Genomic DNA, 23,344 nt, shown 5'->3' with positions numbered 1-23,344 from the left:
CCCTTCCCGGCTTGGAGAACAGCTAATGAAGGGCCGCAAACTAACAGCTTCGGCCATTTTCAGCGATGAGGTTTTTCAGCCGCTCAGGCCGCGTGCCCGCTGCGCCAGGGAAGCGCTCTCGTGAAACGGGCGAGCCGGTCCAGAAGAAAATCGAGATCGGTGGCCGTGACATCCGGATATTGCGCGGCGATGCGCTCCATCACGCAGCGGCGAAGAAACGGCCGGTCCGAAAGATAACCATCGGCCTGAACCTCGTGAACGGCATCGAGTGCCGCGCGAAAGGCGGGGAAGAAGACTTCCGGCAGGCCCGAGCGCGCATAGACGGCGCGAAGGCCGAGCGGGCCGAGATCATGAATAAGCCTGACGATGCGCTCCTCGCTCACATCGGTGAGTATGGCGAAACCAAGCTCGACGAAGCGCACCTCGCCCGCCGAAAGAACGCGCAACAGCAGCGAGGCGCCGAGCCGCTTGCGCTCGAAAATCTGCTCCACGATGCCCGGCAGCTCGTCGGGACTGGCCGTCATCACCAGTTCGACGACTGTGCGCTCCCATGCGAGGTCCTGAAGCAGCGATGCGGTGACGACGTCGATCCCGTGCTGCTCGATCAGATAATTCCGCAGCCCGTCCGACACCATGGTCACGAGACGCTCGACGAGCGCGGGCGGAACATCCTTGCGGCACGCCATGGGATCGAGAACTTCCTCGTCGCCCGCATAGCGGTCTGCGAGTTGCTGCAGCACATCGGGCGCGATGATCGCGCCTTCATTGGCGACAAGCACCAGAACGGCGCGGCGATCTCCCGCCCATGCGATCGTCTCGGAAACGGCGGGACCGAGCTCGGCGCGCCGCGCGATCGCGCATTGCTTCGCCGGATTGCCATGAAGCACGAGCTCGACCAGGTCTTCGTCGGTCAGCACCGCCGAGGATTCGAGCACCGGCAGCGAAACCTCGTCTATGTCGCGCGCCAACGACATGATGATGTCATGCGGGGCGTCCGAGAGATCGCGCAGACAATGCGCCAGCGCCTGCCGCACGCTGACCGCCACATCGTGAACGAGATATCCCAGAATTTCTTCGGCAAGCGCACGCTCGCGCGGCGTCAGCACGACGTTGCGGAACTGTGCCGCGACCTTGGCGGCGGCGGCGGCCCGCGCCTCCTCCGTCGGCTCCGACAGAAGGCGTTCGACATCGGCGAAGGTCAGCCTCTCCTGCATCGCCCCGTTCCCTGGCCATGCGCATCGCCTTATGGCTCGCGCCCCGCATGGGCGATATTCGCCCGGCTTTCACGCTGGTTAATCAGCCTACGGCCAAACGCTTAACGAACCCTTCATCCTGATCCTATCCGAACACCGGCGAACGGGAGCGCCGCGGCGGCCTGGGTGCGGCCTTTGACAGACCCCTCGATTCATGGATGATCCGGCCCATCGCGAAATTTAACCAAATCGGCATCCGAACACCGAAATCCCGGGGAAAAACACCATGCTGGAAGGTATCAAGGTCATCGAAATGGCGACCTACATCGCCGCGCCGGGCGCAGGCGGCATCCTCGCCGACTGGGGCGCGGACGTGATCAAGATCGAGCCGCTTTCGGGCTGCCCCATGCGCTATACGATGAAGAATGTCGGCGCAGATCACCTGAAAGGCAGCCCCATCTTCGACCTCGACAATCGCGGCAAGAAGGGCATCGCGCTCAACACCGCGACGCCGGAAGGCGTCGAGGCGGTGAAGCGCCTCGTGAAGGACGCCGACGTGTTCCTCACCAATGTGCGGCCCGGCGGGCTCGAGCGCTCGGGCCTCGACTATGCCGCCCTCTCCGCGATCAACCCGCGCCTCGTCTATGCCACCGTCTCGGGCTACGGCCTCGAAGGGGCCGAGCGCGACCGCCCCGGCTTCGATATCGCCGCCTTCTGGGCGCGCTCCGGCCTCGGCTATCTCCAGCATGTGAAGGGCGGCGAGCCCACCACGCTCAGGACCGGCATCGGCGACCACACCACGAGCATGGCGACCGTGAGCGGCATCCTCGCCGCCCTGGTCGAGCGCCAGCGCACCGGCAAGGGCCGCCTCGTCGAAGCCTCGCTCCTGCGCACGGGCGTCTATGCGGCGGGGTCCGACATGGCCGTGCAACTCAAGTTCGGCAAGCTCGGTTCCACCAAGTCGAGGCATGAGGCCGTGCAGCCGCTCAGCAATTTCTTCAAGACCAAGGGCGGTGAGTGGTTCGCCATCGTGCCGCGTCAGGGCACGGTCGACTGGACCGCGGTCTGCAAGATCATCGGCAAGCCGGAACTCGAAACCGATCCCCGCTTTGCCGATCCGAAGTCGCGGCGCGCCAATGCAGCCGAACTCGTCGACATTCTCGACGCGGCCTTCGGCGAGCACGATCTCGCTTACTGGCGTCCCCTGCTCGACAAGGAGGATGTGATCTGGTCGCCGCTCATGCGGCCGTCCGATGTGGTCAACGACCCGCAGACGATCGCCACCGGCGCCTTTGTGGACGTGCCCGAGCAGGACGGCTCCGGCACCTACCGCGCGCCCGCAAGCCCGATCCGCTTTCACGGCGCCGACGATGGCCCGAAGGGTCCCTCGCCCGTGCTCGGCCAGCACACGCTCGAAGTCCTGCGGGCCGCGGGCTATAGCGACGCCGACATAGCGAAGCTCAAGGAGGCGAAGGCGATCGCCTGAAGCCCCTAGCCGTAAGCGAAGCCCGAGCGCGGCAGCATCACGCGGCGCTCGGCCTTGCGGTCGTCGTCGGAGCGGTTCGATGTTTCGGACGCCTTGTCGCTGCCCGGCACATCGAGCGAGGCAAGGAGCTGAACGACCGCCGGGGAAAGGGTGAGCGGCGCCCGGCCGGCCATGCCACCAGCCGCGCCAGTCGCCGCCGGCTCGGCGCGGTGGGACGGCGTGGTGCCGGCAAGCGCGTTGGCGAGCGTGCCAAGGTCCCGGCCGTCCGAACCCTCGTCCGCTCCTGCCGCGCCCATGCCGCCCTCGTCATTGGCCAGCTCCGGCCTCGGTGCTATCTCGAAGCGCGGGGCGGCCTGCCCCTGATGCCTGGAAACGAGGTTCTGATAAACCTCGGCCGCCGTCCGCGCCTGCCCCGAACGATCATAGAAGATCGAGCGGTTCGCCCGCGCCGCATCCGGGAAGAGCAGATCGGCCCGCGCATTGGGCGTGTCTTCGGCGCTCGAAATGAGCCTGGAGGCGCCGCCCGCTCCCAGAAAGTGCGCGACATAGAGTTCGCCCTGGCTCACTGAACGGCCCAGGCTCGCTTCCAGCCTGTCCCGGCTCGCATTGGTGTAGGCGCCCGCCATCAGGGCCGAGACGTTGGGATCATTGCGCAGGGCAAGAATTTCCCTCCGGGCGGCAGGATCGGCCACCACATAGCGCCCGCTCGCATCCCTGCTGATCGCGTCGGCATATTTCCCCAGACCGAGGCTCGCCCCGTCCTGCTTCATCGTGCCGAGCCAGGTCTGCTGGGTGAACTGAAATAGCCCGCACGCCGTCGAAGTCCTTGATTTTGCTGAGCAATCAAGGCTCGACTCGCGCATAGCGGTCTTGAGCAGATAGTCGAAATCGGCGCCCGTCTGCGCGCTCGCATTCTGGAGCGCGGCAGCGATTTGCGGATGGGCCGAAACGGCTTGTACCAAACTCATGGTCGAAAGATCCCTTCTGTTCACCGAAGGGATCGCAAACCCCGTGCCAACGGGTAAAGTCGGCGTGAGCGCGGCAAGCGGCAATGAGCCGTGGCGCTTCGGGGAACGGTCGAAAAGAACCGGCCCGCGAACCAAGAACCATATCAGGGAGGGAACGGCCAATGGCCGAGATCGAGGTTGCGTCTGAAGTCGAGGATGTTCTGCATCACAAGCAGGTGGCACGGGATGCCCGGCCCTATCCGAGCCCAACCTATGCCTGGTACGTCGTCGCCGTCTTCGTCATCGCCTACACATTCTCCTTCATCGACCGGCAGATTCTGAGCCTGCTGGTCGGGCCGATGAAACGTGATCTCCACATCACCGACACCGAGATGAGCCTGTTGCAGGGCCTCGCCTTCGCCGCCTTCTACACCATCATGGGGCTGCCGATCGGCCGCCTCGTCGACCGGCGCAACCGCATCGGCATCATTTCTCTGGGCGTCTTCTTCTGGAGTCTCATGACCGCTCTCTGCGGCACGGCAAAGGTTTACTGGCAACTCTTCGCCTATCGCATTGGCGTTGGCGTCGGCGAAGCAGCGCTCTCGCCTGCCGCCTATTCCGTCATCTCCGACTATTTCCCGCCCAAGCGCCTCGGCATCGCCATCGGCGTTTACGGCATGGGCGTCTATATCGGCGCGGGCCTCGCCCTCGTCATCGGCGCGGAGGTGATCGGCTTCGTCGCCAGGAGCGGCGACCTCAACCTGCCCCTTCTCGGGCATCTCTACGCCTGGCAGATCGTCTTCTTCATCGTCGGCCTGCCGGGCCTGCTGATCGCCCTCTGGGTCCGCACCGTCCGCGAGCCCGAGCGGCGCGGGCATATGCGCCGCGAGATCGGGCCCGATGGCGTCGAACGCGACAGCGAAGTGCCGCTGGCTGACGTGATCGCCTATCTGAAGGACAATGCGGGCTCCTTCCTCGGCATGAACCTCTGCTTCGCCTTTCTCGCCATGATGGCCTATGGCACGGCGGCCTGGATCCCGACCTTCCTCGTCCGCACCTATGGCTGGGACGTGGTGGAAGCTGGCCGCTGGTATGGCTGGATCATCGTCATCTTCGGAACGGCGGGCGTCGTCGCGGGCGGCGCCATCGGCGATTTCGTCTGTTCGAAGGGCTACCGCAACGGGCGCATCATCGTCATGGCGGCGACAGGGCTCGTGACGCTGCCCTTCGCCATCGCTTTCCCCCTCGTCGACGACCCGATGATGGCGCTCGCCCTTCTCGCGCCCGCGAGCTTCTTTGCGACCTTCACGACCGGCGTAGGCCCCTCCGCGCTTCAGGAGATGATGCCGAACCAGATGCGTGGCTTCGCGGCCGCGCTCTCCGGCCTCATCGTCAACTTCATCGGGCTCGGCCTCGGGCCCACCTCGATCGCGCTGGTGACGGACTTCGTCTTCAAGGACGAGATGATGCTGCGCTATTCGCTGGCGGCGGTGCCGCCCGTCATTTTGCTGATCGGCGCCGCTTTCGGCTTCTATTCGCTGAAGCCCTATCTCAAGAGCCTCGACTATCTGGAGCGCTGGAGTTCCAGAAACGAGAAATCTTTATAAATCAGCTTGTTATAGTTAATTCTTTATAACTAAGATACACGGAGCGCAGTCGAAAGACCGCGCTCTCCGCCCGATAGCTGAAGTGAAATCTCAGATCGCCTTGCCAAATGCGCGGAAGCGCCAGGACGAGGAATTGTCCTGAATGAGCTTCACCGTCCGGGCGCCTTCCGTGAGGCGGCCCCGGGCGCGTGCCTGAGCAAGCTTGAAGGAGAGCAGCTCGCGGTCGAACGGCTTCATCAGATAGTCGTCGGCCCCGGCTTCCATGGCCGCGCGAACGCTGGCCGGGCCGCCATCGGCGATGAAGAAGATGCAGGCCCGCTGCCCCTCGGAGAGCGACCGGAGCTTCTCGATGAAGGACGCCCCGTCCGCACCGGGAAGGCGCTGATCGAGGATCACGAGATCGGGCGACATGCCTTCGACCATCGCCAGCGCTTCCGCACCGTCGCGCGCGCCCGCGACCTCGAAGCCGAGGCTTTCGAGGAGGAAACGGGCCGCCCTGCGAACGGGGGCGGAAGAATCGGCGATAAGGGCTGTCGCCACGAGGTCGGTCTCCAGATCATGCAAGCCTCGGGCTTGCGTACGGGACCAACAATAGAGGCCGAATCTTAAACCAAAGGTTAACCGTGGAGGCCTTTTCTTAAGCTCTCGATAAGCTTTCCCGCCGCCGCGGGCTCATAGGGCTCGGCCGTCCCCTCGCCCCAGACCGGCCTCGGCCAGCATGGATCCGTCTCGAAGCGGGCGATGACGTGAACGTGAAGCTGCGGAACCATGTTCCCGAGCGCCGCCACATTGATCTTCTGCGCCCCGGTCATCGCCTTCAGCACCGCGCTGACATGGTCGATCTCGCCGAGGAATGCCGGCTTGTCGGCCTTCGCCACATCGTGGAAATCGCGCAGCCCGTCGCGCCTCGGCACAAGGATGGTCCATGGGAACCGCTGGTCGTCCATGAGGAGGAGCCGGCACAGCGGCAGATCCTTGACCGTATAGGCGTCCGCCGTCAGGCGTTCATGGAGATGGAAGGTCATGCTGGAGGAACCCCGAAGCGCTTTTCATTTTCCCGCTCGCTGCGCTTATAACCTAGCCGACCGGCGGGCGGCGAGACAGCCCGTCTTCAGACAAGCCGAGGCCCGACCATGCGTTCCTTCCTTTTCGTTCCCGCCGACAGCGACAAGAAGCTTTCAAAGGCGGCGGATGCCGGCGCCGATGCGCTCATCCTCGATCTCGAGGATTCGGTCGCCCCGTCAAACAAGACGACGGCCCGCGCCATGGCGCGCGACTATCTGATGAGCGCAGGGGCCGGCGGGCCGAAAATCTGCGTTCGCATGAACGCGCTCGATACGCCGCTCTGGCGGGACGACCTCGAGGCCGTCGTGCCGCACCGGCCTTATGCGATCCTGATCCCGAAGACGCTCTCCGGCGACTGCGTGAGGCAGGTCTCGGCCGCGCTCGCCGAAATCGAGGCGGATGCCGGCCTGCCGGCCGAAGGGGTCAGGCTCTTCTGCGTGGCGACCGAAACGCCCGCCTCGCTCTTCTCGCTCGGCACCTATGCGGGCGCGAGCCCGCGCCTCTTCGGCCTTACCTGGGGAGCGGAAGACCTTGCCGCCGCGCTTGGCGCCCGCAGCAACAAGAACGACGCGGGCGGCTACACGGACCCATACAGGCTCGCCCGCACGCTGACGCTTCTTGGTGCCGTCGCCGCTGGCGTCATGCCGATCGACGGCGTTTACAAGGATTTCCGCGACGAGGCGGGGCTCGAGCGCGAGGCGCGCGAGGCCGCCCGCGACGGCTTCACCGCGAAAATGGCGATCCACCCCGCCCAGGTGCCGGTCATCAATCGCGTCTTCACCCCGTCGGAGGAAGACGTCGCCCATGCGCGCGCCGTGGTCGAGGCGTTCGACAAGGCTGGCGATGTCGGCGTCGTCGCGCTCGATGGCGTCATGCTCGACATTCCCCATCTGAAACAGGCGCGCGCCCTCATCGCCCGCGCCGAAGCCGGCAAGCCAGCCGATTGAATGTGAATATGGAGTCCCAGATGAAGCCGAGCGTTTTCCTCGCCATTCCCTTCGGCAAGTTCTTCGAGCACAAGATCGCCCAGAGCTACACGCTCGTCCCCGCCGAGGCGAAGGACGAGGCCGAGGCCCTTGTCACCATCGGCGCGCTCACGACCGGCCCGGCCGAGATCGACGCGATGCCGCGCCTGCGCGTGATCGCGACCTTCGGCTCCGGCTATGAGGGCGTCGATGTCGAGGCCGCGAAGACACGCGGGATCGCGGTTGCGAACACGGTCGGCGCCAATGCGGCGAGCGTCGCCGACCTCTCCGTCGCTCTCCTCCTTGCCTCGCTGCGGCATGTGACGGCGGGCGACCGCCTCATCCGCGCGGGCGAATGGCGCGGCGCCAATCCGGCTGGCCTGCTCTTTGCGCGCGGGCTCACGGGCAGGCGCGTCGGCATTGTCGGGCTCGGCGCCATCGGCCAGAAGATCGCCCACCGCCTCGAAGCCTTTGAAACCGAGATCGCCTATCACGGCCGCCACCGGCGCGAGGGCGTGCCCTACCGCTATTTTGGCTCGGTGCTGGAACTCGCGCGCTGGGCCGATGTGCTCGTGCTCGCCCACAGGGCCGATGAGAGCAACCGGCACATGATCGACGCAGGCGTGCTGGAGGCGCTGGGGCCGGACGGCCATATCGTCAATATCACGCGCGGTTCCGCCATCGACGAGGACGCGCTCGTCGCGGCGCTTGAGAACCGCACCATTGCAGGCGCCGGGCTCGACGTCTTCGAGAACGAGCCCGATGTGCGCGAGGATTTGCGCAGCCTGCCGAATGTCGTGTTGACGCCTCACCTCGGCGGCGGCACGCGCGAGGCGCTTGGCGCCATGGCGGATGCCGTCATCGCCAATCTCGACGCCTTCTTCGCGGGCAAGCCCCTGCCCGGCGCGGTCGACTAGCGGCGCGCGGCCAGCTTTCCATAGCGTCACCCCCTCCATTTGTGGAAGACTGCCTCCCGAGGAACGCGTTGGGAGGCGCGGGGATCAATGACGCGACTGAATGTGCAGGATGCGGCCTTCTTGCAGGTCGAAACGGATGAGTGTCCGGCCCATGTGGCCGGGCTTCAGATCTTCAGGCTGCCGAAGAACTACAAGGGCAATTTCTTCCGCGACCTGATGGAGCGGATCGACCATTCGATCCCGCCCGCCCCGCCGTTCAACATGAAGCTGCGCGCCGACTATCTGAAACTCGATGTCTGGCCGAGCTGGATCGAGGATACGAATTTCGATCTCGACTACCACGTCCGCTATTCGGCGCTGCCCGCGCCGGGCTCGATGGACCAGTTGATGAAGCTCGTCGAGCGGCTTCACTCCCGCCTTCTCGACCGCACCCGCCCGCTCTGGGAGTGCTATTTCATCGAGGGGCTGGAGAACAACCAGGTCGCGCTCTACTTCAAGATCCATCACTCATGCGTCGATGGCGTCGCGGCCATGTCGATCCTCGATCGCGTGCTGTCGAAAACCCGCACGACAAAGAAGCCGCTCGCCTTCTGGCAGGCGCCACCCGCGGGCCAGAAGCCTTCCGAGCCGATGAAACTCATGGACCGGCTCGCGCGCAGCTATTCGGGCCTGCTCGGGCAGGCGCGCTCGGTGCAGCAGCTTTCGACCGCCGCCCTCAAGTCGGGAATGGAGATGCTTGCCGGCAGCGCCCGGAAATCGCCGCTCCCCTTCACCGCGCCGCCGACGCCCTTCAACCAGTCGATCACGCGCCATCGCCGCTTCGCGACCCATACGGTCCCGCTTTCGCGCATAAAGGCGATCGCGAAGGACCTGAACCTCACGGTGAACGATGTCGTGCTCGGCATCTGCGCGGGCGCGATCAGGCGCTATCTCAAGGATCACCGCAAGCTCCCCGACAAGCCGATCCTCGCCATGTGCCCCGTGTCGGTGCGGCCGAAAGGGGCCGAGCAGCGCGGCAACCAGATCTCCATGATCGTGACGACGCTCGCGACGGACGAAGAAGACATCATCGCGCGGCTCAAGGCCATTCACGCTTCCGCGACCGAAGCCAAGCTCAAGCTCGGCGACGTGGCGCGCGAGACGGCGACGAATTACGCGCTGCTGATGAACGGCGTCATTCTTCTTTCGCAGGCGCTCGGCCTCGGCAACATGGTCGCCCCGCCCGCAAATCTCGTGATCTCGAACGTGCCCGGCCCGCGCGAGAAGCTCTATCTGATGGGCGCGGAACTCGTTCACAATTATCCGATGTCCGTGCTCGTTCACGGGCAGGCGCTCAACATCACCGTCACGAGCTATGCGGACGAACTCGACTTCGGGCTGCTCGGTGCGCGCGAGGCGCTGCCAGATCTGAACAAGCTCGCCGACTATATCGGCATCGCCTGCGACGAGATCGAACTGGCGGACGAAACGCTTCTCGCCGTGGCTGCGGAAGCCGCGCGCCAGCGCCTCGCCGAACGGCGCGCCGAGCGCGAGACCACCAGGAAGCCGAATTCCGCCGCGAAGCCCAAATCCGCCAAAGCTCGCGCGACCCGCACGAAGTCCAACGGGCACGCCGCCCCGGCGGAGGCCGGGCCCTCCGCTACCGCTCCGGCAGAAAACTAGACCGCGGTATATTTTCTCTTGGCGTGCTCTGCTGCTCCTCCCTATAGTGGTTCTCAACAGCCATTCCAGGGGAGGACAGGATGCACGATCTCATCATTCGCGGCGGCACGCTCGTCGATGGCACCGGCGCGCCCGCCCGCATCGCCGATGTGGCGATCGACAAAGGCCTCATCACCGAGGTGGGCGAGGTCAAGGGAGAGGCCCGGCGCGAGATCGACGCGAAGGGGCTCCTCGTCACCCCCGGCTTCGTCGACATCCACACCCATTATGACGGCCAGGTCACCTGGGACGAGTATCTCTCGCCTTCCTGCTGGCATGGCGTGACGACGGTCGTCATGGGCAATTGCGGCGTGGGCTTCGCTCCCGCCCGCCCCGACCGCCACGACTGGCTCATCACGCTTATGGAAGGCGTCGAGGACATTCCGGGCTCGGCGCTTGCCGAAGGCATCAAGTGGAACTGGGAAACCTTTCCCGAATATCTCGACAGTCTGGAAAGGCAGTCGCGCGTGCTCGACGTCGCCACGCAGGTACCGCACGGCTCCGTCCGTGCCTATGTGATGGGCGAGCGCGGCGCGCGCAACGAACCGGCGACGCGCGAGGACATCGAGGAGATGGCGCGGATCGTGCGCGAAGGCATAGAGGCCGGCGCGCTCGGCTTCTCGACCTCGCGCACCATGCTCCATCTCTCGAAGGACGGCGAACCCGTGCCCGGCACCTTTGCCAACGAGGCGGAGCTGATCGGCATCGGCCGCGCGCTGGGAGATGCCGGTCATGGGGTCTTCGAGATCGCTTCCGACATGACCCCGGCGGAAGAGGAATTCCACTGGATGAAGGCGCTCTCCGCCGAGACGGGCCTTCCCGTCACCTATGCGCTGCTGCAATCGCCGGTCGACGCCGACAAGTGGCGCTCCATGCTCCACCTGACCGAAGAAGCGCGCCGCCAGGGCGCGAACATCACCGCGCAGATCGCCTGCCGCCCGACCGGCATGGTGCTCGGCTGGCAGAGCACGATCCATCCCTTTGTCGGCCGCGCCACCTATGACGAGATCGCGCGCCTGCCCTTCGCGGAGCGGCTGGCGAAGCTCAGGGATCCGGAGGTCCGCGCGCGCATCCTCGCCGACAAGCCGAAGCCCATGGGCACACTCGGCATGATCATGACGCAGGGCTTCGACCGCATGTTCCGCCTCGAGAATGACGGCAATCTCGACTACGAACCCGCCGCCGATGCGAGCGTCGCCGCGCTCGCCGCGCGCACCGGCCGCGATCCGGCCGAGATCGTCTATGACATGCTGATGGAGAAGGACGGGCGCGGCTACATCTACCTGCCGCTTCTCAACTATGCGCGCTTCAACTTCGACCACATCCACGAGATGCTTCAGCATCCGGCGACGGTCCTCAGCCTTTCGGATGGCGGCGCGCATTGCGGCGTCATCTGCGATGCGAGCTTCCCGACCTATATGCTGACGCATTGGGTGCGCGACCGCGCGCGCGGACCCCGCCTGCCGCTCGAGCAGGTGGTGCGCATGCAGACGCATGACACGGCGCACCTCTATGGCCTCAACGATCGCGGCGTCATCGCGCCAGGCATGAAGGCCGACGTCAATGTGATCGACTTCGAGCGGCTTCGCATCCTCGCACCGGAAATGGTCTTCGATCTTCCGGCGGAAGGACGGCGCATGATCCAACGCTCGGAAGGCTACCGGGCCACCATCGTCAGCGGCACCGTCACCTTCGAGAATGGCGAGGCAACCGGCGCGCTCCCCGGCAAGCTCGTTCGCGGGCTCCAGCGCGCCCCTGCCGCCCGCTCGGCCGCCGAGTAACCGGCCTCGGGGCAAGATCGAGGATGCGGGTTCCGGCCCGCATCCTCCTGTCCGGCGCTTATTGACGCAACGCCCTCCCCCGTGCAGCTTGGGCCCCGCACAAGCATGGGTGTGAAAGTGAGCGACCAGACGTCATTGCCGGCCGAAATCATCGAACGGCGCCAGAAAATCCTCGGCCTGATCCAATCGGGAAAAAAGGGTGAGGCCGAGGCCGAGTGCCGCGCGCTCCTCGCCATTTCGCCCGACGATGCCGAAACGCTGTCGATGCTCGCGGCTGTGCTCATCGAGCGGGGCGGCTTCGGCGAGGCGGAATCCGCGCTGCGCCGCGCGCTCGAACTCGCTCCTCACTCGCCGATCCCCTGGACGAATTACGGCCGCATCCTCCAGCAGCAGAACCGCTGGGCAGAGGCCGAGACGCATTATGCGGCCGCTGCCGCATCCTTTCCGCAAATTCCACTCTTCCATCTGACGCTCGGCCAGGTCGCCCAGCGCGCCGGACACTTTGCGCAGGCCGAGACGGCGTTCCGCCGCGCTGTGGAACTCGAGCCGCGGAACGCCACGGCCGTCATGCTGCTCGGCATGGTCGTGCTGCGTCAGGAGCGCGCCGACGAGGCGGCCGATCTCTTCCGGCGCGCCATCGAAATCGACCCGAAGCTCGCCGCCGCCTATGGCAATCTCGGCAATGCCGAGCAGAAGCGCGGCGACCTCGCCGCCGCCGAAGCCGCCTATGAGCGCGCTTCGATCCTCGATCCCAAGGACGCGCTCAGCTATGTGAGCCTCGGCCTCGCCAAGCTCAGGCGCGGCGATGCGCGCGAGGCGGCCGAGATCTTCGATCGCGCGCTCACGCGCTTCGGGCCGGAACGGCGCGCCGCCGCGTGGTTTCCCTATGCGCGCGCGCAGGAAATGGGACAGATGCCGGCCGGATTCCGCGCGGAACTCGCGCGTCTCATCAGCCGCGTGAGCCTGACACCGCCTTCCGGCTATTCGTCCATTGCCGAATTCAACAAGGCGCTTGCCGAAGCGCTGCGCGCCGACACGACGACGGTGTGGGAGCCGCTCGGCAAGGCGACGCGCAAGGGCGGGCAGACGGGGCTTCTCCTCGACAATCCGCGCGAGCCCTTCCTCGCATTCGAGCAGACCTTGCGCCACGCCATCGACGCGCATTTCGACGCGATCAAGCGCGAGAAGAACCACCCCTTCCTCGGCTTCGTGCCGAAGACATATCAGCTCGATCTGTGGGGCACGCTTCTTTCGGAAGGCGGCCATCAGCACTCGCATATCCATGTCGGCGGCTGGATGAGCGGCGTCTATTACGTGGCGCTGCCGCCGACCATGGGCGATGGCGCCGCCTCGCGCGATGGCTGGATCGAGTTCGGCCATCCGCCGCCCGATTTCGACGCTACCTTCGAGCCGCAGACGCTCACCTATGAGCCGCGCGAGGGTGACGCCTTCTTCTTTCCTTCTTATGTCTTTCACCGCACGCTGCCCTTCTCGGGCAATGTGCAACGCATCAGCCTCGCCTTCGACGTCAAGCCGACAAGCTGGCGCTAGTACGGCCGTTACGGGGAGAATACCCAATGAACAAGAAAAGCCTCGAAACCCATCTGGCGGAAGTCGAAGAGCACGGCTTCACCATCGTCGAAAACGCGATCGAGCCCGATCTCGTCGATGCGCTGAACGAGACACTGCTGCGGCTCGAGAAGGATCTCGGCATCGTGCCCGCGCGCAACGGCTTCGAAGGCCACCACACGGTCCGCATCTACAATCTCCTCGCGCTTGGCGAGATATTCCAGCGCATCCCCGTGCATCCGAACGTGCTGCCCATCGTCGAGGGCGTGCTCGACCCCGGCTGCCTCGTCTCGTCACTTTCCTCGATCTCCATCGACCCGGGCGAGATCGCGCAACCCATCCATGCCGACGATCAGGTGATGCCGGTCGCAAAACCCCATGCGCCCTTCGTCTGCAATTCGATGTGGGCGCTCACCGACTTCACCGAGAAGAACGGCGCGACGCGGATCATTCCGGGTACGCACAAAGCGGATGCCTCGCCCAATTACGGCCAGCACTATGACAGCATTCCGGCCGAAATGCCGAAAGGCTCGGTTCTCATCTGGCATGGAAGCCTCTGGCATGGCGGCGGCGCCAACAATTCCGGCGCGCGCCGCGTCGGCATCGCCATGAATTACTGTGCGGGCTACATCCGCCAGCAGGAAAACCAGCAGCTCGGCATCCCGCTCGAAATCGTCCGCCGTTTCGAGCCGCGCCTGCAGGAGCTTTGCGGCTTCGGCACCTATCGCAATCTCATCGGGCATATCGACAAGAAGACGCCCGCGCAGCGCCTTCTCGACGAGACGCGCGACTTCAAGTCGATCTGGGATCTCGCCTAGTCACGGACCTAGACATAGACATCGAGCAGCGACGGCAGATCCGCCACGCTCTCGATCACCGCATCGGCGAGCGGCGCGAGATCGGCATGCGCGCTCGTGCCCGTGAGGACACCGACGAGAAGCCCCGCCCCGGCCGCGCGGCCCATGTCGAGATCGTGCCTGTTGTCGCCGACGACTGCCACGCTCCCGGGGGCAAGGCCCACCCGTTCGCAGAAGGCGAGCGTCATGCCCGGTCCGGGTTTCGCTCCATGCCCGCTGTCATAGCCCGCCTGAAACGAGAGGAACGGATCGAGCGCGAAACGCGCCATGAGCGCCCGCGCCGAAGCCTCGACATCGTTGGTGGCGAGCCCGAGCTTGAGGCCGCGACCCGTCAGCGTCGAGAACAGCGCGGGAAGGTCGGTCACCGGAACCGACATGGCGGGCGCAAGCCGCGCGAAAAGCGCATCGAGCGAGGTCACGAGGTCGGTCTGCTCGCGGCGAACCCCGAGCTGCCGCCACGTATCCGCAAGTTCGATCGTGTCGCCGCCGGCAAAGAGGCTCCCGGCCCTGATCTGCCGCCGCGCCTCGTCATAGCCCGCCGCAACGACGAGGCGCGAGATGAGCGCCGCATCCCCCTCCGCGACCATCGACGCCGCCTCGAAAATGATCGGCACCCAGGTCCCGTGATACTCGAAAAGCGTGCCGTCCTTGTCGAAAAGGACGCCCCTGATGCGTTGCCGCGCCCGATGCTCCGAACCCTGACTGCCCATGAAACTCACATTTCCGCTTTGCGGCGATTGCGGGATATACTCTCGTCGGATGCGGCCGATTCAAACATGAAAGCTCGAAGCGGGGGACTCCGGAAATGCGCGCATTCAAGATCGGCCTGGCGCTGATACTTGTTCTGGCGAGTGCGGCGATCACCGCGCTCACCTACCTCCAGAGTCACGGCGCGGGCGTCTCGACCGGCGTGCTTCTGCTTCTGGTCATTGTCGCCTATGTCTATGACCACCGGCATCACATATTCGGCACCCGGCAGCCGGGCGGTGCGAAGCGCGACCACGCGCAAATGATTGCGCTCCATCAGGGCCGCCTGACCGCCATGCGCCAGGACGGCGATATCCGCGCCCGCTGAACGGGCGTCAGCCCTTCCACTCCGTGGTGATGTCGGCAAGCACGGGCCTCTCGCGCTCATCCCTCGGCAAGCTGGTGCTGCCGAAATAGAGAAACCCCGCCACGCGCTCGCTCTCGCCAAGTCCGAGAGCACGGGCGATCTCCTCGTCATAAGCGTACCATTCCGTGATCCAGGTGCAGGCATAGCCGAGCGCCGTCGCTGCCACCAGCATGTTCTGGCACGAGGCGCCAGCCGAAAGGCGCTGCTCCCATTCGGGCGCCTTGCGGCTCGGCACGAGGCGCGAAACGACAGCGACAACGAGCGGCGCGCGAAGGAACCGCCCCGCTTCGATCGCCAGCAGGTCGTCGCCGGCACGCGGCTCGATGGCGCGATATCTCTCTTTCAGCACCTCGCCAAAAGCGCGCCGCGCATCGCCCCTGAACAGGATGAAACGCCACGGCGCGAGCTTGCCGTGATCGGGCACGCGCGCGCCGGCGCGGAGAATGATCTCGACCTCATCCGGCGTCGGCCCCGGCTCGGCCATGTTCATGGGCTTCACCGAGCGGCGCGTGAGAAGAAGATCGATGGTTTCCTGAGAACGAGACAATGCACTGAACCTCACGAGATGAAAGGCATCGCAAACTAGGCCATTGCTCTTTACAGAAGCAAGGCCGCCCCTCACCATCGCCATGGGGCAATCGAGGGGGGGCTTCCGTGGATATTTCACGGACGGGGCGGATTCTTTTCGCGGCAACATCGCTGGCTTTGGCCGGAACGGCGTCATCGGATCCGGCCCGCGCAGGCGCCTGGCCGCTTCCGAAGGGCGAAACGCTCGTCATCCTTCCCGTCATCGTCTCGAAAGCGACGGACGGTTTCAACTCATCGGGGAAGGTCGCGCCGCGTAGTTCGTACAGCAAAAACGAAGTCGCGCCTTATGTCGAATACGGCGCCACAGAGAGCCTCACCCTTGTCGGCACTTTCGCCTGGCTTCGCGACGAAACCAATTATTACGGCATCACCTTTCGCCAGCAGGGCTTTTCGCGGGCCGAGGTTGGTCTTCGCGTCTCGCTTGGCGAATGGCGCGGCACGCGCTTTGCCGTGCAGCCGGTGATCGCGGTTCACGGCACGAGCGCGGGCGATGATCCCTTCGCCTCGCGGCGCGGCGACATGGATCATGAACTCGATGTGATAGCGGGGCGGAGCTTCAACATCTTCGGCGTCGATGGCTTCACCGACACCCTGATCGGCTATCGCCACCGCCCCGCCGGACGCCCGGCTCAGTTCAAGTCGGATGTCACCCTCGGCCTCAAGCCGCGCGACGGCACGATGCTGCTTGTGAAGAGCGAGAACTTCGCCTCAGTCGGGCGCGGCAATTCCGCGATCGCCAGCCCGAGCGCCGCGAAGCTCGGCGCGTCGATCGTTCAGGACGTGGCGAAACCGCTCGCCGTGGAAGTCGGCGTCATGCAGACGGTGGCCGGCCGCAACATCGTGCGCGAGCGCGCCTTGAAATTCGGCCTCTGGCACCGCTTCTGATCTCAGCGCAAGGGCGCTGCCTCGGCCGCCTTCGCGTTCATGCTTCTGCCGATCAGCGCCAGCGTGTCGATATCGGGCGGCGCGTCCCGCCCGCTTCCCGGCGCTCCCGCCTCAAGCTCCGCAAGGCTGAAACCCATCCTCGCATCATAGGTGCGCTCGATCTGATTGCGGAGCCGCTGCTGCGCCGCATACCAGGCCGTCTTCGTTTCATCGTCGCGGCACGTCGCAAGTTCGGCGCCCGGCTGCGCGCCCCAGCGCCGCTCGGGGCAATGATAGGGATCGAAGGAAAAGTCGAAGAGGCGCTGGCGCGCTTCCTCGAAACTCAGGGTCCGCATCGAGCCGTCGCTTGCCTGATAGCTCACCGGGCAGGATGCCGCCGCCTCGCGATAGGTCGCAGCGAGATCGCCCGCAAGGTCGCTGCCCGAATAGGAAATGCTTTTCGAGCCTTGCCGCGCCATCTCCAGAAACTTCGCGACCTGATCCTTCAATTCCAGAAACGAGGTCTTGAGGCGCGCATCGCGAGACGGCGTCGAGTAAGTCTCCCAGTCGCCCGATGTGCCATAGATATTGTCCGGCAGGCGGCCGGGCTGCGGCTGCCTGTCGATGCCCGCCTTCACGGCGATATCGACAGCCATGACGCGATAATGCAGATCGTCGCAAAGGCCCTTCAGCAGGCTCCGCGTCTCGACGATGGGATCGTAGACGATGTCGTGGCCCGCAACGGCGCGGCGCACATAATCGTAATAATCGAGCGCCTCGCCCTTGTGGACGAACCGCGCCTTGCGCCACTCGGCAGGCTTCGGCTCCGCATTGCCGAAGAACTGTTCGTCGGACCAATCCGCCAGTTCGCTGTCGGCACGCGGCTTGATGACGCCGCCGACATAGCTGCCATCGGGCGCCTGCGTTGCTCCGGCGAGCACGAGCGGGCGCCAGTTCTTGAAGCCCGCCCCCATCGGAGGCGACGCGCGGACGAAGCGATGTCCATAGTCACCGCGCGAAACGGAATTGTCGGGATGGCTGTCGATGAAGCGGATGCGGCCTTCATCGTCCACATCGTAAACGGTCGCCGCATGACCGTTAGGATCATAAATGACCGTACCGGGACGAATTGAGCCGGGCGCGATCCGCACCGGGTAGAAATCCGCGAGCGCGCCTTGCCTCTCTCCCGGCGGCACACGGTACATGGCCGTCGAAATCGAATTGATGAGATTGAGGAAGACGATCCGCGCATTGGGAAAGGCACCTGGCGCGGCCGTCGTCACATCGGTGCGCAGGACGACATGATTGCCTCGCGCCGAATAGCGAAGGTCCGTCGAGTTGCCATTCGCCGCGACCGCGCTCGCATAGGAGAAGGGCAAGCCGTTCTTCCAGGCGAAATAGGCGCGCAGCACATAGGGCAGGTCCGCGCAATCGGCATAGAAGCTCAGGCCCGCCGGATCGCTGTTGCGGTAGATATTGGCCGGCCCCGAAAGACATTCCGCCACCGTGCGGCAATCGCTCCTGCCGATGGCCCTCACGAAATCGCCGAAGGCGCGCTCGTCGCTCGCGCTCCATTCGGGCTTGGTGATCCGCCACTGGAGCGCGGGCGGCGCGGGCATGGCAGCCGTGCTCAGCGCCTCGCCAGCGCTCACCACAGGTGACATGGTGGCGGGTGACATGGTGGCGGGCGCCGTCTGACCGGGCGGCAGATCGCCCTCCGCTCGCGCTGCGCACAGACCCGCCAGCAGCGCCAGTAAAATGGCGGCAAGCCCCCTTCCCTTCATGTCCCCTCGCGCCCCCCAGAATCCTGATCGGTTACCGAAACTTAACCATAACCGCCTGTGGCAAGTCCGGCACGAACGCGGAGGCGTCTAATTTTTCTATTTACTTAATTAAGTGGTTTCTACAATATCATCGCCATGCAAGCCTTTGCCGCCCTTTCCGACCCCACCCGCCGCCAGATCGTCGAGATGCTGAGCGAAGGCGAACTTTCGGCCGGGGAAATATCGCGCCGCTTCGCCATGACGCCGCCCGCCGTCTCCCAGCATCTGAAGACGCTGAAGGCGGCGCGTCTCGTCCGTGTGCGCATCGATGCGCAGCGGCGCATCTACGCGCTCGACCCGGAGGGGCTGGCGGAGGTTGATGCCTGGCTGCAGCGCGTTCGCCGCTTCTGGAATCCGAAGCTCGACGCGCTGGAGCGCGAGCTGCAAAAGGCCTCCGACACGGACAAGAAAGGCTCGTGAACGGAAATGGCGTCCGCCCGTGGCGCAAAGCCCCACATTCTGGAAAGGTGAAGCGATGAACGAATACGGCGTACTCATTGGCAACGACACCGTCCGGTTCGAGCGCCTCCTGCCTGGCCCCATCGAGCGCGTCTGGTCCTATCTGACCGATGCCGAGAAGCGCGGCACCTGGTTTGCGAGCGGCCCCATGGAGCCACGCATCGGCGGCAGGATGGACATCACCTTCGACAATTCCAATCTCGGACCGCACCCCGCCCCGCCGCCCGAACGCTTCAAGCAATATGGCGGCATTTTCGAAAGCAGGCACATCGTCACCGGTTACGAGCCGCCGCGTCGGCTGTGCTTCACCTGGGACGACGATCTCGACCCGGCCGGCTCCGAAGTCATCATCGAACTCAGCGAGGAGGGCGACAAGGTGCGCCTCGTCCTCACTCACCGCCGCCTTGCCAATATCGACGATGCCATCAACGTGTCCGGCGGCTGGCACACGCATCTCGCGCTGCTGGCCGAGCAGCTCGAAGGAAATCCGACAACGCCTTTCTGGACAGCCTTCGACGGCGTCGAGGACGAATACCGCAAACGCTATGGGAAGCGGCGTCCCGCCTGATCAGCGCCCTTCGAGCAGGCGACGCGCCTCATGCAGATCGGTGACGACGGCGACGCATTTCGCGCGGATGTCCGCCGTCGGCGCGACGATATCCGGCACCATGACGGGCATCGTGCCAGCGGCATGTGCCGCACGGATGCCGTTGTGCGAATCCTCGAGCACGAGGCATCGACCCGGCTTCATCGCCAGCGCGCCCGCCGCCTTCATGAAGATTTCGGGATCCGGCTTGCCGTTCGTCACATCGTCGCCGGTGAAGACGATTTCGAAATGATCGCGAATGCCCGCGCGGCTCAGGTGCCTCTCGGCGACCGCACGCGACGATGAGGTCGCAAGCGCTATGGGAACACCTCGCGCGCCGAGATCAAGGAGCAATTCACCGGCGCCCGCCTTCAGCGGGATGCCCGCCGCCAGCAATTCCTCGGCGATTTCGGCGATGCGCGACTTGTAGCCGTCGAGCGGAAATCCCTCGCCGAAATGCGCGCGGATGATCGCGTAGCCCGCCGGTCCCGGAACGCCGATGAGCGAATGGAAAAGCGCATCGGTCATCTCATAGCCGAGCGCGGAGCACGCCCTTTGCAGCACGACCCTGTAGATGCGCTCGGTATCGAGCAGCAACCCGTCCATATCGAAGATGACGGCCTCGACGGGATTGGGAAACGACATCACGCTCAAACACTCCGCTCGAAAGCACAAGGGGGAAGCTCCGCGCTTCCCCCTTCATTTGCATCACTCGGCATTCTCATCATTCGGCCGCGGCCTTGAGCGCCGCGGGCCTCTGATCCGGCGGCGTTGCCTCGGCGGCGAGCGCCCGGATCGCCTCGTCCAGCGCCTGCACCTTCTGGTCGGTCGAGCCGAGACGGCGGACAGACACCGTGCGCTCCTCCGCCTCGCGCTTGCCCGCGACGAGGATCACCGGAACCTTGCCGACGGAATGTTCGCGGACCTTGTAATTGATCTTCTCGTTCCGGAGATCGAGTTCGACCCTGAGCCCCGCATCGCGAAGCGCCTGCGCGACATCCTGCGCGTAGCCGTCGGCTTCCGAGGTGATGGTGGCGACCACGACCTGCACCGGCGCGAGCCAGAGCGGAAACTTGCCCTCGTAATGCTCGATCAGAATGCCGATGAAGCGCTCGAGCGAGCCGAGGATCGCGCGATGCAGCATCACCGGGCGGTGCTTGGCGCTGTCCTCGCCGATATAGGAAGCGTCGAGCCGTTCGGGCAGGTTGAAGTCGAGCTGCAGCGTGCCGAGCTGCCAGGAGCGGCCGATCGCATCCTTCAGATGGAATTCGAGCTTGGGGCCGTAGAAGGCGCCCTCGCCCGGCGCCAGCGTATATTTGCGGCCGAGCGCGTCGAGCGCATCGGCAAGCGCGCGCTCCGCCCTGTCCCACGTCTCGTCGGAACCGACGCGCTGCTCGGGCCTGAGCGCCAGACGTACGTTGAGATCCGTGAACCCCATATCGTCATAGACGCTTTCGAGAAGCGCGACGAACGCCTCCGTCTCGCTCTGAATCTGGTCCTCGCGACAGAAGATGTGCGCGTCGTCCTGCGTCATCTGGCGCACGCGCATGAGCCCGTGCAGCGCGCCATGCGCCTCGTTGCGGTGGCAGCAGCCGAACTCGGCCATGCGCAGCGGCAGGTCGCGATAGGATTTCACGCCCTGCTTGAAGATCTGGATATGCGCGGGGCAGTTCATGGGCTTGATCGCCATGAGCTTGGCCTTGCCCGAAACGATCGGCGCATCATCGTCCGTCGAGGGAACTTCGTCGGGAACAACGAACATGTTTTCCCGGTACTTGCCCCAATGGCCGGACTGCTCCCAGAATTTTGCATCGAGAAGCTGCGGCGTGCGAACCTCGACATAGCCCGAGGCGTCGATGCGCCGGCGCACATACTGCTCCAGCGCCTGCCAGACGCGCCAGCCCTTCGGGTGCCAGAAGACGGAGCCCTGCGCCTCCTCCTGCAGATGGAAGAGATCCATCTCGCGGCCGATCTTGCGATGATCGCGCCGCTCGGCCTCCTCCACCATGGTAAGGTAGGCCTTGAGGTCGGCTTCCGTCGCCCAGGCCGTGCCATAGATGCGCTGAAGCATCTCGTTGCGGCTGTCGCCGCGCCAATAGGCGCCGGCGAGCTTCGTCAGCCTGAAGGCCTTGCCGAGCTTGCCCGTCGAAGGCAGATGCGGCCCGCGGCAGAGATCGAGCCAGTTGCCCTGGCGGTAGACGGAGACGTCCTCGCCCGCCGGAATGCCCTCGATGATCTCGGCCTTGTAGGCTTCGCCGATCTTCTTGAAATAGGCGATGGCCTCGTCGCGCGGCCAGACCTCGCGCGTGATCTTCTCGTCGCGGTCGACGATCTCGCGCATCCGCTCCTCGATCTTCTCGAGGTCTTCGGCGCGGAAGGGCTCGGCCCGCGCGAAATCGTAGAAGAAACCGTTCTCGATCACCGGCCCGATTGTGACCTGCGTGCCGGGGAAAAGCTCCTGCACGGCTTCGGCCATCACATGGGCGCAGTCATGGCGCAGGATTTCGAGCCCGTCCGGCGTCGTCGGCGTCACCACCTCGACGATCGCATCCCGGTCGATCATCGTGACAAGGTCTTTCACCTTGCCGTCGATCTTGACGGCGATCGCCTTCTTGGCCAGCGATTTCGCAATGCTCTCCGCAAAGGCGCGGCCGTCCATCGGCTCCGCCAGTTCACGCACCGATCCGTCGGGCAGCGTTACCTTGATCATCTTGTTTTTCTCTCTTCCGTCCCGCGCAATTCGGCCGACCAGGACCAGCGCCCAAACGCCCAGGGCCTGTACCACGGCAACTCGGGGAGGGTCTGCGGCACAGGGTCGAACCCATGCGTACCGTATGGATGGCACCGGCTCAACCTCGAGAGCGCGAGCCACCCGCCCTTCCAGGCGCCATGACGCTCGATTGCCTCCATCGCATAGTCGGAGCAACTCGGCAGGTGCCGGCAGCGCGGACCGAGCAATGGCGAGATGAACCAGCGATAGAGCTGGATCAGGCCACGCATCGCGAGCGAGAAAGGGGCAAATCGCATTCAGGGGCCGACGAATGAGCCGGGGTCCAATGGACCGGCCATAGCGGGAAGTTTGCAAATTGAAGCGAAGGCCGGCACGCAGACGCGCGCCTCAGGGCCCGGCTTCTCAGGCCGGGCCGCTGCTAGTGGGGGTGCCGGGCCGCGCCGCAGTCCCACTCCTCAGGCCCTTGATCTGTGCCGGTTGCAAAGACACGCTCTCGTCCTTGTTTGGCGTTCCGTATGTTTGGCATCCAATGCGGAGGGAGCGCCGCTCCTTCCGGTCCCTGCCGGCAGGCTATGCCGGTATGGTTGACAGAATATTACATTCCGCGGCGGCGAATGCCAGAGACGGCCATCACGCCTTTTCCTGCGCGTCTGCCATCGCCTTGTCGACAGCCTCTTCCACCGCGTCGAAGACGAGCAGCGTGGAAGCGTGGCGCGCCTTGTAGTCGCGCACCGGCTCCAGCACCTCGAGGTCGCGCCACTTGCCGCCATAGATCTCGCGCGGCGGCTCGCCACCCTCCTTGAGCATGCGGCGCATGGCGGCGCCGACCTCGTGGAGTTCCGCCGCTGTCGCGCCGATGACATGGCGCGCCATGATCGAGGACGACGCCTGACCGAGCGCGCATGCCTTCACATCCGCTCCATAGGCGACCACCCGGTCACCTTCGACCTTCACATCGACGGTGACCTTGGAGCCGCAGAGCTTGGAGACGGCCGTCACGCTCGCATCCGGATCGGCAAGCCGCTCCGACAGCGGAATGTCCGCCGCGAGCTTCAGAATGCGCGTGTTGTAAATCTCGTTCAGCATCTTCG

At 65.1% G+C, this 23,344-nt stretch carries 23 protein-coding genes; 12 read left to right on the top strand and 11 right to left on the bottom strand.

The annotated features are described in order from the left end of the window. Positions 1–83 precede the first annotated feature (83 nt). On the bottom strand, positions 84–1,214 hold the full coding sequence (locus tag PKA57_RS06930) for a DUF2336 domain-containing protein (RefSeq protein ID WP_324298875.1): 1,131 nt from the start codon (positions 1,212–1,214) through the stop codon (positions 84–86). A 265-nt stretch (positions 1,215–1,479) separates the two neighbouring features. On the opposite strand from PKA57_RS06930, the gene PKA57_RS06925 reads away from it, so the two are divergent. Then, positions 1,480–2,679, top strand: a complete 1,200-nt coding sequence (locus PKA57_RS06925) for a CaiB/BaiF CoA-transferase family protein (protein WP_324298873.1) — start codon at positions 1,480–1,482, stop codon at positions 2,677–2,679. A 5-nt stretch (positions 2,680–2,684) separates the two neighbouring features. On the opposite strand, the gene PKA57_RS06920 is transcribed toward PKA57_RS06925, so the two are convergent. Further along, positions 2,685–3,647 (bottom strand): lytic transglycosylase domain-containing protein, encoded by a 963-nt coding sequence (locus PKA57_RS06920; protein ID WP_324298871.1) that lies wholly within the window; start codon positions 3,645–3,647, stop codon positions 2,685–2,687. A 161-nt stretch (positions 3,648–3,808) separates the two neighbouring features. Between PKA57_RS06920 and PKA57_RS06915 the strand changes: the two genes are divergently transcribed. Continuing rightward, positions 3,809–5,233, top strand: a complete 1,425-nt coding sequence (locus PKA57_RS06915) for an MFS transporter (protein WP_324298869.1) — start codon at positions 3,809–3,811, stop codon at positions 5,231–5,233. A 90-nt stretch (positions 5,234–5,323) separates the two neighbouring features. Here the strand turns inward: PKA57_RS06915 and PKA57_RS06910 are convergent, their stop codons facing one another. Both PKA57_RS06910 and PKA57_RS06905 read right to left on the bottom strand, forming a co-directional pair. Then, on the bottom strand, positions 5,324–5,773 hold the full coding sequence (locus tag PKA57_RS06910) for a response regulator (protein ID WP_324298867.1): 450 nt from the start codon (positions 5,771–5,773) through the stop codon (positions 5,324–5,326). Positions 5,774–5,850: 77 nt separating this feature from the next. Next, a complete protein-coding gene (locus tag PKA57_RS06905) occupies positions 5,851–6,258 on the bottom strand; it encodes an HIT domain-containing protein (protein WP_324298865.1) in 408 nt (135 codons plus the stop codon). Positions 6,259–6,366: 108 nt separating this feature from the next. Here PKA57_RS06905 and PKA57_RS06900 point away from each other — a divergent pair, with 108 nt between their 5' ends. From PKA57_RS06900 to PKA57_RS06875, 6 genes are all read left to right on the top strand, one after another. Further along, complete coding sequence (locus tag PKA57_RS06900) at positions 6,367–7,245, top strand: CoA ester lyase (protein ID WP_324298864.1); 879 nt, start codon at positions 6,367–6,369, stop codon at positions 7,243–7,245. Between the two features lie 20 nt (positions 7,246–7,265). Continuing rightward, positions 7,266–8,180 (top strand): 2-hydroxyacid dehydrogenase, encoded by a 915-nt coding sequence (locus PKA57_RS06895; protein ID WP_324298862.1) that lies wholly within the window; start codon positions 7,266–7,268, stop codon positions 8,178–8,180. Positions 8,181–8,267: 87 nt separating this feature from the next. After that, entirely contained in the window at positions 8,268–9,842 is a 1,575-nt protein-coding gene (locus PKA57_RS06890; protein WP_324298860.1) for a wax ester/triacylglycerol synthase family O-acyltransferase, read from the top strand. Positions 9,843–9,922: 80 nt separating this feature from the next. After that, positions 9,923–11,662 carry an amidohydrolase family protein gene (locus PKA57_RS06885; protein ID WP_324298858.1) on the top strand — a complete coding sequence of 580 codons (1,740 nt, stop codon included), beginning with the start codon at positions 9,923–9,925 and terminating at the stop codon, positions 11,660–11,662. Positions 11,663–11,779: 117 nt separating this feature from the next. Then, the gene (locus PKA57_RS06880; RefSeq protein ID WP_324298856.1) at positions 11,780–13,213 is read left to right on the top strand and encodes a tetratricopeptide repeat protein; all 1,434 of its coding nucleotides are present in this window, start codon (positions 11,780–11,782) and stop codon (positions 13,211–13,213) included. 26 nt (positions 13,214–13,239) lie between these two features. Continuing rightward, positions 13,240–14,049, top strand: coding sequence for a phytanoyl-CoA dioxygenase family protein (locus PKA57_RS06875; protein ID WP_324298854.1), 810 nt, complete (start codon positions 13,240–13,242; stop codon positions 14,047–14,049). 8 nt (positions 14,050–14,057) lie between these two features. Here the strand turns inward: PKA57_RS06875 and PKA57_RS06870 are convergent, their stop codons facing one another. After that, a complete protein-coding gene (locus tag PKA57_RS06870; RefSeq protein WP_324298852.1) occupies positions 14,058–14,798 on the bottom strand; it encodes an HAD family hydrolase in 741 nt (246 codons plus the stop codon). A 95-nt stretch (positions 14,799–14,893) separates the two neighbouring features. On the opposite strand from PKA57_RS06870, the gene PKA57_RS06865 reads away from it, so the two are divergent. Next, positions 14,894–15,163, top strand: a complete 270-nt coding sequence (locus PKA57_RS06865; protein ID WP_324298850.1) for a hypothetical protein — start codon at positions 14,894–14,896, stop codon at positions 15,161–15,163. A 7-nt stretch (positions 15,164–15,170) separates the two neighbouring features. Here PKA57_RS06865 and PKA57_RS06860 read toward each other — a convergent pair whose 3' ends face one another. After that, positions 15,171–15,749: a nitroreductase gene (locus PKA57_RS06860; protein WP_324298849.1), complete on the bottom strand. Its 579-nt coding sequence runs from the start codon at positions 15,747–15,749 to the stop codon at positions 15,171–15,173. A 107-nt stretch (positions 15,750–15,856) separates the two neighbouring features. Here PKA57_RS06860 and PKA57_RS06855 point away from each other — a divergent pair, with 107 nt between their 5' ends. Then, entirely contained in the window at positions 15,857–16,675 is an 819-nt protein-coding gene (locus PKA57_RS06855; RefSeq protein WP_324298847.1) for a hypothetical protein, read from the top strand. A gap of 2 nt (positions 16,676–16,677) precedes the next feature. Here the strand turns inward: PKA57_RS06855 and PKA57_RS06850 are convergent, their stop codons facing one another. Next, a complete protein-coding gene (locus PKA57_RS06850) occupies positions 16,678–18,438 on the bottom strand; it encodes a hypothetical protein (RefSeq protein ID WP_324298845.1) in 1,761 nt (586 codons plus the stop codon). Positions 18,439–18,573: 135 nt separating this feature from the next. On the opposite strand from PKA57_RS06850, the gene PKA57_RS06845 reads away from it, so the two are divergent. Continuing rightward, entirely contained in the window at positions 18,574–18,897 is a 324-nt protein-coding gene (locus PKA57_RS06845; RefSeq protein ID WP_324298843.1) for a metalloregulator ArsR/SmtB family transcription factor, read from the top strand. A gap of 55 nt (positions 18,898–18,952) precedes the next feature. Further along, the gene (locus PKA57_RS06840; RefSeq protein WP_324298841.1) at positions 18,953–19,504 is read left to right on the top strand and encodes an SRPBCC family protein; all 552 of its coding nucleotides are present in this window, start codon (positions 18,953–18,955) and stop codon (positions 19,502–19,504) included. On the opposite strand, the gene PKA57_RS06835 is transcribed toward PKA57_RS06840, so the two are convergent. The 4 genes from PKA57_RS06835 to PKA57_RS06820 all read right to left on the bottom strand — a co-directional run bounded on the left by PKA57_RS06835 (position 19,505) and on the right by PKA57_RS06820 (position 23,339). Then, positions 19,505–20,167 (bottom strand): HAD family phosphatase, encoded by a 663-nt coding sequence (locus tag PKA57_RS06835; protein WP_324298840.1) that lies wholly within the window; start codon positions 20,165–20,167, stop codon positions 19,505–19,507. 79 nt (positions 20,168–20,246) lie between these two features. Continuing rightward, a complete protein-coding gene (thrS, locus tag PKA57_RS06830; protein WP_324298839.1) occupies positions 20,247–22,232 on the bottom strand; it encodes a threonine--tRNA ligase in 1,986 nt (661 codons plus the stop codon). Next, positions 22,229–22,522, bottom strand: coding sequence for a membrane protein insertion efficiency factor YidD (yidD, locus tag PKA57_RS06825; protein WP_324298911.1), 294 nt, complete (start codon positions 22,520–22,522; stop codon positions 22,229–22,231). The genes thrS and yidD overlap by 4 nt, the downstream gene beginning before the upstream one ends. A gap of 361 nt (positions 22,523–22,883) precedes the next feature. Continuing rightward, positions 22,884–23,339, bottom strand: coding sequence for an iron-sulfur cluster assembly scaffold protein (locus PKA57_RS06820; protein WP_324298837.1), 456 nt, complete (start codon positions 23,337–23,339; stop codon positions 22,884–22,886). Between the last annotated feature and the right edge of the window lie 5 nt (positions 23,340–23,344).

This window comes from Parvibaculum sp. (assembly GCF_035325945.1).
GTDB lineage: Bacteria > Pseudomonadota > Alphaproteobacteria > Parvibaculales > Parvibaculaceae > Parvibaculum.
This window is presented reverse-complemented; position numbering and strand designations above follow the sequence as displayed.